We start from the raw sequence: 14,832 nt of genomic DNA on the forward strand, positions 1-14,832 counted from the left end.
TGATATTTGAGCGGCTTGGGGCCGTAAGGAGAGTACTGATGACGTCCAGAAGCAAGCGCTGGGCCCTGGTGGGCGCCGGCATGGGTCTTATTGCGTCGGTTTCCGGCGCTGCATTGTTTTTCGAACTGCCGATGAGCACGACCGCCACGGCCGCTTCCGCGCCGGCGCAGCCTCCCGCCGTGCCGGTGACGGTTGCCGTCGTCGCGGCGCGCGACGTAACGGCATGGGAAAATTTCTCCGGCCGCCTCGAAGCCGTCGACCGTGTCCAGGTTCGTTCCCGCGTCGCCGGCGCCATCCTGTCGGTGGCCTTCCGTGAAGGTGCGCTGGTCAAGCAGGGCGACCTGCTGTTCACCATCGACCCGGCTCCTTACCAGGCGAGCGTGGCGCAGGCGCAGGGCCAGGTCGCTTCGGCTGAAGCCAAGGTCAGCCTGGCGCAGACCGAGCTCGATCGCGGCCGCAGGCTTTCCGACAACCGCACCATCTCCCAGAGCGATCTCGATCAGCGTCAAAGCGCGCTGGCCGAGGCGCAGGCGGGGCTGCGTTCGGCGCAGGCCGCTCTGCAGTCGGCTCAGCTCGATCTCGATTACACTGAGGTGCGGGCGCCGGTTTCGGGCCGCATCGGCAAGATCGAGGTGACCACGGGCAACCTGGTTGCGGCCGGCTCGGCTTCGCCTGAACTGACGACGCTGGTTTCGGTCGATCCGATCTATGCGAGCTTCAATGCCAGCGAGGAAATGGTGACGCGCGCCCTTGCCCAGCTGCCGCAGACGGACGGCGCCCTGCCGCCGGTCGAACAGATCCCGGTCGAAATCGGCACGCTCGCGGATGATGGCACCCCGATCAAGGGCAAGCTGCAACTGATCGACAATGAGGTCGATGCATCAAGCGGCACGATCAGCGTGCGCGCCGTCTTCGACAATCCGGGCGGGCGTCTGATCCCCGGCCAGTTCGTGCGGGTGCGCATGGGCCAGCCGAAGGCTGAGAACAAGATCGTCATCAGCGACCGTGCTGTCGGCACCGACCAGGACAAGAAGTTCGTCTTCATCGTCGACGGCGAGAACAAGGTCGCCTACCGGCAGGTCCAGCTCGGCACGCTGTCTGACGGTCAGCGGGTGGTCGAAAGCGGCCTGAGCGCCGGCGAGAAGATCGTCGTCAACGGTCTGCAGCGCATTCGTCCTGGCGCCGTCGTCATTCCGCAGATGGAAGAGAAGGTCGCGACCGCTCAGTAATTTGCGCCTTTCCCTGTGGGGGAAGGTCAATAGCCGAATTGATTTCACCCGCCGGCGGCTCCCAGCCGCCGGAGAGGGACTTCGCATCCATGTTCACCCCGGAGAGGGCTTTGATATGAACATCTCCAGATTCTTTGTCGACCGCCCGGTTTTTGCCGGCGTCCTTTCGGTCCTCATCGTGGTCGCCGGTCTGATCGGCCTGAGGGCGCTGCCGATTTCCGAATATCCCAACGTCGTGCCGCCGTCGGTCGTCGTGCGCGCCACCTATCCCGGCGCCAATCCGAGCGTCATTGCCGAAACGGTGGCGACACCGCTCGAAGAGCAGATCAATGGCGTCGAGGACATGCTCTACATGTCGAGCCAGGCGACGTCGGACGGCGTGCTCAACGTGACCGTCACCTTCAAGCTCGGCACCGATCCCGACAAGGCGCAGCAGCTCGTACAGAACCGCGTTTCGCAAGCCGAGCCGCGCCTGCCGGCGGAAGTCCGCGCGCTGGGCATCACCACGGTCAAGAGCTCGCCCGACTTCATCATGGTCGTCAACCTCGTCTCCGACGGAAACAGTCACGACATCACCTATCTGCGCAACTACGCGACCCTCAACGTCAAGGACCGGCTCGCCCGCATTCCGGGCGTCGGCCAGGTGCAGGTTTTCGGGGCCGGCGACTATTCGATGCGCGTCTGGATCGATCCGCAGAAGGCCGCCGAGCATGATCTCGCCGCCAGCGATATCAGCAACGCCATCAGCTCGCAGAACGTCCAGGCCGCCGCCGGCATCATCGGCGCGTCGCCCAGCCAGCCGGGCGTCGATCTTCAGCTCAACGTCAATGCTCAGGGCCGTCTGCGCACGCCCGAAGAGTTCGGCAACATCATCGTGAAGACGGGCGCCAACGGCGAGATCACCCGCCTTCGCGATATCGCCCGCATCGAGCTCGGCGCCGCCGACTATACGCTGCGCTCGCTGCTCGACGGCAAGCCGGCTGTTGCCGTCGCCGTTCTTCAGGCGCCCGGTTCGAACGCGATCGAGATCGCCGACAATGTGCGCGCGACCATGGACCAGCTGCAGCTGGCCATGCCTGACGGCGTCAAATACGAGATCGTCTACGATACGACGAAATTCGTGCGCGCCTCGATCGAGAAGGTCATCGATACGCTGCTCGAAGCTGTCGCGCTCGTCGTCCTTGTCGTCATCCTGTTCCTGCAGACATGGCGCGCCTCGATCATTCCGCTGATCGCGGTTCCGGTCTCGATCATCGGCACCTTCGCGGTCATGTATGTCTTCGGCTTCTCGATCAACGCGCTTAGTCTGTTTGGTCTGGTGCTGGCGATCGGCATCGTCGTCGACGACGCGATCGTCGTGGTCGAAAACGTCGAACGCAATATCGAGCATGGGCTGTCGCCGCGGGCGGCCACCTACAAGGCGATGAAGGAGGTCTCCGGCCCGATAGTGGCGATCGCGCTGGTCCTTGTCGCGGTCTTCGTGCCGCTCGCCTTCATCTCCGGCCTGTCGGGTCAGTTCTATCGCCAGTTCGCGCTGACGATCGCGATCTCGACCGTCATCTCCGCCTTCAACTCGCTCACCCTTTCTCCGGCGCTCGCAGCCCTTCTCTTGAAGGGTCACCATGCGCCGAAGGATTGGCTGACGCGGTTCATGGACGCCATTTTCGGCTGGTTCTTCCGCGGCTTCAACCGTGTCTTCGGCGCCGGTTCGAATGCCTACGGCAAGGGTGTGGGCGGGCTGGTGTCGCGCAAGAGCATCGTCATGGTGGTCTATCTGGCGCTGGTCGGCGCGACCTACAGCATGTTCACCACTGTCCCGGGCGGCTTCGTGCCGTCGCAGGACAAGCAGTATCTGATCGGCTTTGCCCAGCTGCCGGATGCCGCCAGCCTCGACCGCACCGAAGATGTGATCAAACGGATGACCGACATTGCTCTCGCCCAGCCGGGCGTTGCCAATGCGATCGCCTTTCCGGGCCTGTCGATCAACGGCTTCACCAATTCTTCGAATGCCGGCATCGTCTTCGTGACGCTGAAGGACTTCGAGGAGCGCAAGACGCCCGATCTCTCGGGCGGCGCCATCGCCATGACGCTGAACCAAAAGTTCGGCGCCATCCAGGACGCCTTCATCGCCATGTTCCCGCCGCCGCCGGTCAACGGTCTCGGCACGACGGGCGGTTTCAAGCTGCAGATCGAGGATCGCGCCGGTCTCGGCAACCAGGCGCTCGACGAGGCGACCAAGGCGGTGCTTGCCAAGGCCTATCAGACGCCCGAACTTGCCGGGCTGTTCTCCAGCTTCCAGATCAACGTGCCGCAGCTCTATGCCGATCTCGACCGCGCCAAGGCCGAGCAGCTCGGAGTTTCCGTCACCGACGTCTTCCAGACGCTGCAGATCTATCTCGGTTCGCTCTATGTGAACGACTTCAACGCCTTCGGCCGCACCTACAGCGTCCGTGTGCAGGCCGATGCGAAATTCCGCGCCCAGCCGGAAGATATCGGCCAGTTGAAGGTCCGTTCGGCATCGGGTGAGATGATCCCGCTTTCTGCCCTGTTGAAGGTCGAGCCAAGCACCGGTCCGGAACGCGCCAACCGTTACAACGGCTTCCTTGCCGCCGATATCAACGGCGGTCCGGCGCCGGGCTTCTCCTCCGGCCAGGCCCAGGCGGCAATCGAGAAGATCCTTCGCGAGACCCTGCCTGCCGGCATCGACTTCGAATGGACGGATTTGACCTATCAGCAGATCCTGGCCGGCAATTCGAGCGTGGTGGTCTTCCCGCTGGCGCTGCTGCTCGTCTTCCTGGTGCTCGCCGCCCAGTATGAAAGCTTGACGCTGCCGCTTGCGATCATCATGATCGTGCCGATGGGCGTGCTGGCGGCCTTGACGGGCGTCTGGCTCACCGGTGGAGACAACAACATCTTCACTCAGATCGGCCTAGTCGTCCTTGTCGGCCTCTCGGCGAAGAACGCGATCCTCATCGTCGAATTCGCCCGCGAACTGGAGTTCGAAGGCAGAACGCCGCGCGAGGCAGCGGTCGAGGCCAGCCGTCTGCGCCTTCGCCCGATCCTCATGACCTCCATGGCCTTCATCATGGGCGTCGTGCCGCTCGTCGTCTCCACAGGCGCCGGTGCGGAAATGCGTGCAGCCATGGGTGTCGCGGTCTTCTCCGGCATGATCGGCGTGACGTTGTTCGGCATCTTCATGACGCCTGTCTTCTACGTGCTGTTGCGCCGGATGACGGGCAACCGTCCGCTCGTCCAGCACAAGCCGGACGAGCACAAGGAGGAAGAGGCCGAAGTCATCCGGCTCGCTGCCGAATAACGCAATTCAACCTTCCTTTGTCGAGTAAATCGGGCGGGAACTTCGGTTCTCGCCCGTATCGTTTTTCGGCCATCCGACAAAAATGCTTTACGTGCATCAAAACGGTTGCAACCATGGCCGAGGAGACTATCAAAGACGGATAGCAGCTGGGAGGAGCGGCGCGGCCTTACCTCCGCCATCTGGATACGCAACGCCGAAGGCCGGAGCGCTTGCGGAAGATGGTGGTACGGGCGGAAGGCCCCCGCTTCTCGACTTCGAAGAGAAGTGTGGCCGATCGGGAGGATGGTAATGACGGACAGCCAAACGAAGACACGCCGCCTGCGTTCGCAGGATTGGTTCGACAATCCCGATCATATCGATATGGCAGCGCTCTACCTCGAGCGTTTCATGAATTACGGCATCACGCCGGAAGAGCTACGCTCCGGCAAGCCGGTCATCGGGATTGCCCAGAGCGGCAGCGATCTTACGCCCTGCAATCGCGTGCATATCGAACTCGCCAAGCGCGTGCGCGACGGCATTCGAGATGCCGGCGGCATTCCGATCGAATTTCCGACACATCCGATCTTCGAGAACTGCAAGCGCCCGACGGCCGGACTCGACCGCAATCTCGCCTATCTCGGTCTCGTCGAAATCCTCTACGGCTACCCGCTCGATGGTGTGGTGCTGACCACCGGCTGCGACAAGACCACGCCTTCGGCGATCATGGCTGCGTCGACGGTCGATATTCCGGCGATCGTGCTCTCCGGCGGGCCGATGCTCGACGGCTGGCACGAGGGGGAACTGGCGGGCTCCGGCACGGTGATCTGGCGGATGCGGCGGAAATATGCGGCAGGCGAAATCGACCGGGAGGAGTTTCTGCAGGCGGCGCTCGATTCGGCTCCTTCCGTCGGCCACTGCAACACGATGGGCACCGCTTCGACGATGAATGCGCTGGCCGAAGCGCTCGGCCTGTCGCTGACCGGGTGCGGCGCCATTCCGGCTGCTTATCGCGAGCGCGGCCAGATGGCCTACCGCACCGGGCGGCGGGCCGTCGAGATCGTGTTCGAGGACCTGAAGCCGTCGGATATCCTGACGCGGGCGGCGTTCCTCAATGCCATCCGTACCAATTCGGCGATCGGCGGCTCGACCAATGCACAGCCGCATCTGGCGGCCATGGCCAAGCATGCCGGTGTTGAACTTTATCCCGACGACTGGCAGGTGCATGGCTTCGATATCCCGCTGCTGGCCAATGTCCAACCGGCCGGCGCCTATCTCGGCGAGCGATATCACCGCGCCGGCGGCACCCCGGCGATCATGTGGGAGCTGCTGCAGGCCGGAAAACTCGACGGCGACTGTCGCACGGTGACGGGTAGGACGATGGCCGAGAACCTGAAGGGGCGGGAGGCCAGCGACCGCGAGGTCATCCGGCGGTTCGACGACCCGCTGAAGGAGCGCGCCGGTTTCCTCGTTCTCAAGGGCAATCTCTTCGACTTCGCCATCATGAAGATGAGTGTGGTTTCAGAGGATTTCCGTCGGCGCTATCTCCAGGAGCCCGGGCGAGAAGGCGTCTTTGAGGGTAAGGCGGTCGTCTTCGACGGCTCGGAAGATTATCACCGTCGCATCAACGATCCCGCCCTCGGCATCGACGAGAATACGATCTTGGTGATCCGCGGCGCCGGGCCGCTCGGCTGGCCGGGGTCGGCCGAGGTTGTGAACATGCAGCCGCCGGATCATCTTCTGAAGCGCGGCATCCGTAGCCTGCCGACGATCGGCGACGGCCGTCAGTCGGGCACGGCGGACAGCCCCTCGATCCTCAACGCTTCGCCGGAGAGCGCTGCCGGCGGCGGCCTGGCCTGGCTTCGCAGCGGCGACACGATCTGCATCGACTTCAACCACGGGCGCTGCGACATGCTGGTGGATGGCGCCGAGATCGAACGGCGCAAGGGCGAGGGCATTCCACCGGTGCCGGCGGATGCGACGCCGTGGCAGCAAATCTACCGCCGTTCCGTCACGCAGCTGGTCGATGGCGCTGTTCTGGAAGGGGCAGCGGACTTCCGCCAGATCGCGAAAAGACCACCGAGGCATAATCACTGATCCCGAAGCTGCGGCAGATCGCAAGTCCGTTGATCCAAAAGGGGAAAGCCGTAACGAAGATTTCACCTCGTCATTTGTTCGGTCCATAGGGCAAGGCTTCCTTAATGCCGGCCGAAGACCATATTGCAATGACGCAAGTCTTCTAAGGCCGAGGCCGTGTTGCCAGAAAATGAAGCCACACGATCCGAACAAGAGTTTCAGGATCTTCTGCGCCGGCTCGAACTCGCTCTCGACGCATCCCGGATCGGTGTCTGGGAGCATAGCATCGCAAAGGACGGGATCTTATGGGACGCACAGATGCACCGGCTCTACGAGACCGGCGAGACATGTCGGCAAGTGCCGGTATGGTTCTGGGCGAACGCGATCCATCCCGACGATCGAGAGCGGGCCGAACGTGATTTCGAGCAGGCCATCGCTGCGCGCGGCGCCTATGACTCGCAATTCCGAATCGTGCTGCCGAGCGGCGAAATCCGGCATCTTCGCTCGCGAGCGCATTTTTATGTGGATGCGGAGGGGGCGCCCTCCTTCATCGGCGCCGAGTGGGATGTGACAGCCGACGTACAGCTCAACGCCGAGCTTGCACGGCAGAAGATGATGGCCGAGGCGAGAGCGCTGGCGCTCGAGGAAAGCAATGCGCGTATCGAGCATGTCGCCGATCACGATTATCTCACCGGCTTGCCGAACCGGCGCCTTCTCGACAAGCGGCTGGCGGAGCTGCCGGCCGACAGGAGCGTCGCGACGCTTGGCGTGCTGCATCTCGATATCGATCAATTCAAGCAGATCAACGACAGCCACGGCCATGCGGCCGGCGACGCCGTGCTCAAGGCCGCAGCCCTTCGCCTCGCCGCCGCAATACCCGCAAACGGCATGGTTGCCCGCGTTGGCGGCGACGACTTCGTCGTCGTGCTGGTCAATTTCACCGATCTCGCCGAGCTGAAACTGATCACCGAAGATGTTCAGCGGCGGCTGCGGAAAAAGATCCGCTACGGCCAGGAGATGCTGCAATCCGGGGCTTCGATCGGCGTATCGTGGAGCGCCGATCGGCGGGTGCGCAACCTGCTGGCCGAATCCGACGTGGCGCTTTACCACGCCAAGCAGCTCGGGCGAAACCGCATCGAATTCTTCACGCGGCAACTGCAGGAGGATCTGCGATCCAAGCGTCGCTTGGTCGAAGAGCTGAAGCTCGGGCTGGAGCGCGGCGAGATCATTCCTTATTATCAGGTGCAACTCTCTGCCAGAACACGGCAGGTTATCGGCTTCGAGGCGTTGGCGCGCTGGAAACATCCGGACAAGGGCGTGCTCGCCCCGGGCGTATTTCTGAAGATCGCCGACGAGCACGGGCTTGCGGCTGAGATCGATGCGGCGATCTTGAAACGTGTTCTCGAGGACCGGCAGTTCTGGCAGTTACGCGGCCTTGCGGTTCCGCGCATTGCCGTCAACATTTCGGCGTCGCGCCTTGCCGACCCGGCGCTGCTCCGCAAGCTAAAAACACTCGACATTCCGCCCGGCGCAATCGTCTTCGAGCTGGTCGAGACGATTTTCCTCGACGACAGTGAAGAGACGCTGCTCGATCATGTCGATGATATCAAACGGCTGGGCATCGACATCGAAATCGACGATTTCGGATCGGGCCACGCCTCGCTTATCGGTCTCGTCAAGCTGCGGCCGAAGCGACTGAAGATCGACCGGCAACTCGTTGCCGAGGTCGTCAGCTCGCAGGAGCAGCGGCGGGTGATCGGTTCGATCGTCGAAATCGCCAAGGCGCTCGATGTCGAGGTGATCGCCGAGGGCATTGAAACCGAGTCGCATGCCACCGTGCTGGCGCAGCTTGGCTGCGACGGTTTGCAGGGTTATGCTTTTGGTTACCCGGCGCCGGCGGCCGAGACAGAACGGCTGTTCTCGCCGCTCACGAGTGGAGCCGAAAAGCAGAAGGCAGCGATAGGCGGCTGATATCCAGCCGAACCGCTCCTCGTCTTCAAGACGAGGTGAACGAGCAGATTTCGGCGCGGGATTTTATTCGCGCCGGCAGGAAGATAATCAGGCGCCAAGTAATTTTCTTGAGCTTGCAACGGCATTGTTTCATGGTAATGCGGAAACGAAGCTTACTGCATTGCATCGGAAATGATTATACGCAGCGTCAAGACCATCGGCGCTGTTCCTCCATCATTCGCAAGCGCGAACGGGAAGCCGTGATCTGACAATTGCTTTGCTGTTGGCGGGATGGACTTGCGGGACATCAATCTGGGAAGATCGCATGAATTCGGAATTTGCCGTTCGTTCGATGCGGCCCGGCGAATTGGAGCTCGTGCTCGAATGGGCGCGTCAGGAGGGATGGAATCCCGGCCTCGACGATTCGCTTGCATTCCTCGAGGCTGATCCGTCCGGGTTTTTCGTCGGCTCCATCGGCGAAGTCCCTGTCGGCTCGATCTCGGTCGTCAAATACGGCGACAGCTTTGCCTTTCTCGGCCTCTACATCGTCCACCCCGATTTCCGTGGCAAGGGTTACGGCAAAGCGATCTGGCAAACGGGGATCGCTACGGCGGAGGGCCGGACGATCGGTCTCGACGGCGTCGCCGCGCAGCAGCAGAACTACCGCAGGGCCGGCTTCGAACCCGCTTATCTCACCATTCGATATGGCGGCGTCGCCAGCGCCCTGCCGGCCTCGACGCTCGTTGCGCAGCCGGTGCTGGATTCGCGCCTGGAAGGGCTGCTGCGTTATGATTCGGCGATCTTCCCGCAGCCGCGGGAAACCTTCCTTGCCGCCTGGTGTACCGGCCGCAAGGGACGGCGTACCGCCGTCGTACGGAAGAGCCATAAAATCCGTGGCTACGGCACGATCCGCCGCTGCTATGAGGGCTACAAGATCGGCCCGCTCTTTGCCAATGATGCCGATAGCGCCGCGGCGCTGCTTGCCGAACTGGTCCCGGAGGCGAAAGGGGCAACAGTCTTCATCGATATTCCCGCAGAAAACCGCGAGGCGATCGCCCTTGCTGAAGGCATGGGCCTTCAGCCGGTGTTCGAGACCATGCGCATGTATCGCGGGCCGGCCCCCGCCACCCCGCTGAAACACGTCTTCGGCGTGACGACCCTGGAGCTTGGCTAATCCACCGGTGAGGCGGGCGCCGTTGGAGCCGAAGCTTTCGGACGGCCTTTTTCGGCGATGGCGATACCGCCGAGCGTCAAGGCCAGCGCGACCATATGGAAGGACTGCAGCGTCTCGCCGACCAAGGCGACCGAGAGCAGGGTTCCGAATACCGGCACGAGATTGATGAACAGGCTGGCCCGGTTGGCGCCGATCGCCTCGACGCCCTTGATGTAAAGAATCTGCGCCAGCAGCGAGGGGAAGATCGCCGTGTAGAGAGTGATGCCCCAGCCGGCCTGATCGGGCCATTGCGCCGCGCCCCGGCCTGCCTCCCAGAGGAGCAGCGGCAGCGATGTCAGCATGGCGGCAACGGCCGGGAAGGCCATCAGCGTTCGCCAGTCGACCGGCGGTTTCCAGCGCAGGAAGATCGTGTAGAGCGAATAGGCGACGATGGCGATCAGCATCAACCCGTCGCCCCGGTTGAGCTGCAGCTGCAGCAGCGTGGCGAGGTCGCCATGCGCTGCTGTCAGAGCCACGCCCACCAAAGTCATTGCGAAGCCGAAGCATTGCGCCAACGAAATGCCCGTGCGGAAGAAAACGAAATTCAGCAGGAAGATCAGCATGGGAATGCCGGCCTGCTCGATGGCGACATTGATTGCCGTCGTATACTGTACCGCCGAGTAAAGCATGGCATTGAAGAGGGTGTAGCCGATGGCGCCGTAGCAAAGCAGCAGCGGCAGGTTTTTCCTGGCGACCGGCCAGTCCTTCTTGAGTTGCGGCACCGAGATCAGGGCGATCATCGCAACGGCAAGGAACCAGCGCAGGAAGGTCAGCATCATCGGGCTGACATGGCCGACCGCGAGCTTGCCGGCGACGGAGTTGCCGCCCCAGCAGAGGGTGGCGATGACGAGGCAAATATAGGCCGTGGCTTGCAAGAGCGTTCTTTCTCGTCTTTTGGTGATCAACAAGCGGCGTTTTCCCAGGGGAAATAGCCTGCCGACTGCTGTTTTGTCACGTAAAAAGCCCAATCGCCTGTGACAACAGGGTCGCTTTCCCAAAAACAAAGCTTTATAGATGCGCGGGTTTGAGCAGGTGCGCGGTTCCGCGCCGGTAACAGGAAGAGTTAGATGACGAACGTAGTCGTGGTCGGTTCGCAATGGGGTGACGAAGGCAAAGGCAAGATTGTCGATTGGCTTTCGGAACGCGCGGATATCGTCGTGCGCTATCAGGGCGGCCACAATGCCGGCCATACGCTCGTCATCGACGGCACGAGCTACAAGCTCTCGCTGCTGCCGTCCGGCGTCGTGCGTCCGGGCAAGATGGCGGTGATCGGCAACGGCGTCGTCGTCGACCCGCACGCGCTGATCGCCGAGATTGGTCGGCTGGAGGCCCAGGGTGTGAGCGTGACGCCTGACAATCTGCGCATCGCCGACAATGCGACGCTCATCCTGTCGCTGCACCGCGAACTCGACGCGATGCGCGAAGATGCGGCCTCCAACAGCGGCACCAAGATCGGAACGACGCGCCGCGGCATTGGCCCGGCCTATGAAGACAAAGTCGGCCGCCGCGCCATCCGTGTCATGGATCTTGCCGATCTCGACAGCCTTTCCGGCAAGGTCGACCGAATCCTCACACATCACAACGCACTTCGCCGCGGCCTCGGAGTTGCCGAAGTGAGCCACGAGGCGATCATGGAGGAGCTCACCTCCATCGCCGACCGTGTGCTGCCGTTCCGCGACACCGTCTGGCTTTTCCTCGACAAGGAGCGTCGCAAGGGCGCCCGCATCCTCTTCGAAGGCGCACAGGGCAGCCTGCTCGACATCGATCACGGCACCTATCCTTTTGTGACCTCCTCGAACACGGTGGCCGGCCAGGCCGCGGCCGGTTCCGGCATGGGACCGGGATCGCTGGGCTATATCCTCGGCATCACCAAGGCCTACACGACACGTGTCGGCGAAGGCCCGTTCCCAACCGAGCTCACTGATGAAATCGGCCAGTTCCTCGGCGAGAAGGGGCATGAGTTCGGTACCGTGACAGGGCGCAAGCGCCGCTGCGGCTGGTTCGACGCCGCGCTGGTTCGCCAGTCGGTCGCCACCAACGGCATCACCGGCATTGCGCTCACCAAGCTCGATGTGCTCGACGGCCTCGAGGAACTGAAGATCTGCGTCGGCTATATGCTCGACGGCGAACAGATTGATCATCTTCCCGCAAGCCAGGGAGCGCAAGCTAGGGTCGAACCGATCTATATCACGCTCGAGGGGTGGAAGGAATCGACCGTCGGCGCCCGCAGTTGGGCGGATCTTCCGGCGCAGGCGATCAAGTATGTTCGCCAAGTCGAAGAGCTGATCGGGGCACCTGTCGCGCTCCTGTCCACCAGCCCGGAGCGGGACGACACGATACTTGTGACCGATCCGTTTGAGGATTAAGGTCACCGGTCACTGCGGAGGCTAGGTTCGGGAGAATACCGGACTTCTTGAGAAAGTACTGATGGCGGATTTTATTGCAGTCATTCGGCGGGCCGTCGACGGCCTGGCCGAAAATACCCCCGAGATGCGGGTAAAGGTCTACGAACGTGCTCGCGGCGCAGTGCAGCGGCAGCTCGAGAACATGAAGCCGCGTCCGCCGGAAGCCATGCTGCAACGCCAGCTCGAAAAGCTCGAGGCCGCCATCCGCGAAGTGGAGGGTGAACACTCCGAGGCGCTGTCGGTCGGTGAGGCGAGTGAGGCCGTCGCCGCGCCGGAGCCCGTCGAGGAACACGCGGCTCACGGTGAAAGCGAACCGGCGCCTGTGTCTCAGCCGGCCGTCGACGAGCCGGTTGATGCAGTCGAGGCAGAGCCGCCGGCAGAAGAGGTCGTCGAGCAAACCGAGCCCGTTGAAGCCGGTGCACACGAGCAAGCTCCGGAAGAGGGCGTGGCCGAGGAGCCGCAGCCTGCGGAAGCAGAGCTTGTAGAACCCGAGCCCGCTGCACCCGAATCCGTGCCAACAGCAGTCTCCGCCGAGACGGATGCGCCCGTCCAGTCATACTGGCATCCCTCCCATGAGGAGGAGGCGCCGGCCGAGGAATGGCGTGCCGGTGAGGCGCGTGATGTCGCTGCCGAGGAAGTGGCGTCTGAACATGACGGCTTCGAACCGCAGCCTGCCGGACATGGCTATGCGGAGGCTGGTGACGATCGCGCCGACGAGCAGAACGCGGCGGATGCCGACGAGGTTGCGGCCGAACCGGCTACGCTGGAAAGCCACGAACCAAATGGCGAGGCCGCTTACGAGCCCATCGAATCTTTCCAGCCGGCCACGCGCGGCATTGAGCACGCGTCCAACCGGTTGGTCGAGCCGGTCGCCGATTTCAATCGTGCGCAGGAATTCGTGGAGCACAGCCGCGAGGAGCCGCTGCAGGCGGATGCGGCTGCGCATTTCGACCCGGTCTGGAGAGAGCCGGCTGCCGAAACACCGGCTCCAGCGCCGAAGGATGCCGAGACCGAATGGGCCGAAGAGGAACTCCGGCAATATTCGGAAACGGCTCCTGTCGCCGCCGACACTTCGGCGCGCGCCTTCGAAGAGGTGATATCAAGCCTCGAAAAGATAGCGCCCGCGGCCGTCATGCCGGCTGCAAAGGAAAGCTTCTCCTGGGAAACGGCCGCCTTCGACGATCTGCCGCCGATCGAAGCCGGCAGCAACAAGAAGACGCCGGTTGCCTCGCATTTCGACGATGTCGATATCTTTGCCGAAGTGCACGATGGCAAGGCCGCGCCGGCTGCCGGCGCGCCGAACGAGGCATGGCGCGAAGCCAAGGCACTACGCGGTTATGACCGGCGCGGCTCGGTCGCCGCCGACGATGACGATGCCAATCCAGCAATGGATATCGATCAGATCGTCGCCGCCAAGTTGCAGGGCAAGAATTTCCGCATGGAGCCGAAGCGGCGTCGCTTCGGCATCGGCACGGTGATCACCCTCATCTTCGCGCTTATTCTGATCGGCGGCGGCGCCTATGCCGGCTGGATGAACAGAGAGGCGCTGGTGGCGATGGTCGATGGGCTTGTCAGCTCGGCGCCTTCGCAGTCCACGAGGAACGAGGCGGCAATGACGCCGGCGGGCTCCGAAACGCCGGCTCAGCCGAGCACGCCGACGCCAGGCCAGCCAGCCGCGCCGGAAGCGCAGAACGCGCCAGCGCCAGCGGCACCGGCACAGCCGAACCAGCAAGTGGCGTCATTGAACAATGACGGCGCTGCGGCCAATTCCAAATTCACCCAGCGACTGCTTTCCGATGGAACCGAAGTCGACAGCGGCCCGGCGGCCGTGCCGGGAACGCCGACCGCCGAGGGGAAATCGGTGGCCGAGCAGAATGTCGCGGCTGCGGATGCGCCGGCTGCCAGCGCGCAAGGTGATGCCGTCCGGCCGGGAACGCTGACGCCGAACGGTCCTGCGGCATCGCCGCAGCAGGCCGCCCCGGTTGGGTCGTCGGAAAAGATGTTCCTTTACGAGGAGCGCATCGGCCAGAGTTCGCCGACGGCGATCGAGGGAACGGTCGTCTGGAGCGTGCAGCACGAGGCCGGCCAGGGTGGAAGGCAGGAAGCGACGGTGCAGGGCAACGTCACGGTTCCCGAGCGCAATCTCTCGGCCCTCGTCACGTTCAAGCGCAACTCCGATCCGTCGCTGCCGGCAAGCCATCTCGTCGAGATCGTCTTCTCGGTGCCGCCGAACTTCGAGGGCGGCAGCATCGAAAGCGTCCAGCGCATCTCGATGAAACGCACGGAACAGGATCGCGGCGACGCGCTGATTGCGGTTCCGGCCAAGATCACCGACGATTTCCACATGATCGCGCTCAACGATTATCCCGATGCGCGCAAGGCCAATCTCGACCTGATGTCGACCCGCAACTGGATCGATATCCCGATCACCTACCGCAACGGCCGCCGCGCGCTGCTGACGATGGAGAAGGGCGGCACGGGAACGGATGCCTTCAATACCGCCATCAAGGAATGGACCGCGCTCGGGGATGTCTCGACTAGCCAGTGAGGCAGCTGCCACTGGCCGTGGCAGCGTCTCGTCCTTGTTGAAAGCATCATCTTCGGAAATAAAGAAAACGGCTTGGCTCCCTCTCTTCTCCCCAGCGGGGAGAAGGTGGCCCGAAGGGT

The 14,832-nt window shown here is 63.1% G+C and carries 8 protein-coding genes; 7 read left to right on the plus strand and 1 reads right to left on the minus strand.

Annotated features, from left to right (window positions below; genetic code table 11):
• The first annotated feature begins 38 nt into the window (after positions 1 to 38).
• The 5 genes from C4N04_RS16830 (at position 39) to C4N04_RS16850 (ending at position 9,721) form a co-directional block, all read left to right on the plus strand.
• Entirely contained in the window at positions 39 to 1,229 is a 1,191-nt protein-coding gene (locus tag C4N04_RS16830; RefSeq protein ID WP_038690899.1) for an efflux RND transporter periplasmic adaptor subunit, read from the plus strand.
• A 115-nt stretch (positions 1,230 to 1,344) separates the two neighbouring features.
• Positions 1,345 to 4,545 carry a multidrug efflux RND transporter permease subunit gene (locus C4N04_RS16835; protein WP_096763789.1) on the plus strand — a complete coding sequence of 1,067 codons (3,201 nt, stop codon included), beginning with the start codon at positions 1,345 to 1,347 and terminating at the stop codon, positions 4,543 to 4,545.
• A 288-nt stretch (positions 4,546 to 4,833) separates the two neighbouring features.
• Positions 4,834 to 6,618 carry an IlvD/Edd family dehydratase gene (locus C4N04_RS16840; protein WP_077994861.1) on the plus strand — a complete coding sequence of 595 codons (1,785 nt, stop codon included), beginning with the start codon at positions 4,834 to 4,836 and terminating at the stop codon, positions 6,616 to 6,618.
• Positions 6,619 to 6,777: 159 nt separating this feature from the next.
• Complete coding sequence (locus C4N04_RS16845; protein ID WP_077994860.1) at positions 6,778 to 8,568, plus strand: GGDEF domain-containing phosphodiesterase; 1,791 nt, start codon at positions 6,778 to 6,780, stop codon at positions 8,566 to 8,568.
• A 304-nt stretch (positions 8,569 to 8,872) separates the two neighbouring features.
• A complete protein-coding gene (locus C4N04_RS16850; RefSeq protein WP_077994859.1) occupies positions 8,873 to 9,721 on the plus strand; it encodes a GNAT family N-acetyltransferase in 849 nt (282 codons plus the stop codon).
• On the opposite strand, the gene C4N04_RS16855 is transcribed toward C4N04_RS16850, so the two are convergent.
• Positions 9,718 to 10,635 (minus strand): DMT family transporter, encoded by a 918-nt coding sequence (locus tag C4N04_RS16855; RefSeq protein WP_077994906.1) that lies wholly within the window; start codon positions 10,633 to 10,635, stop codon positions 9,718 to 9,720. The genes C4N04_RS16850 and C4N04_RS16855 overlap by 4 nt on opposite strands.
• A gap of 192 nt (positions 10,636 to 10,827) precedes the next feature.
• Here C4N04_RS16855 and C4N04_RS16860 point away from each other — a divergent pair, with 192 nt between their 5' ends.
• Positions 10,828 to 12,126, plus strand: coding sequence for an adenylosuccinate synthase (locus tag C4N04_RS16860; protein ID WP_064684793.1), 1,299 nt, complete (start codon positions 10,828 to 10,830; stop codon positions 12,124 to 12,126).
• 61 nt (positions 12,127 to 12,187) lie between these two features.
• The gene (locus tag C4N04_RS16865; protein WP_086156353.1) at positions 12,188 to 14,713 is read left to right on the plus strand and encodes a hypothetical protein; all 2,526 of its coding nucleotides are present in this window, start codon (positions 12,188 to 12,190) and stop codon (positions 14,711 to 14,713) included.
• The last annotated feature ends 119 nt before the right edge of the window (positions 14,714 to 14,832 follow it).

This window comes from Rhizobium sp. H4, from assembly GCF_003013335.1.
Taxonomy (GTDB): domain Bacteria; phylum Pseudomonadota; class Alphaproteobacteria; order Rhizobiales; family Rhizobiaceae; genus Rhizobium; species Rhizobium sophoriradicis.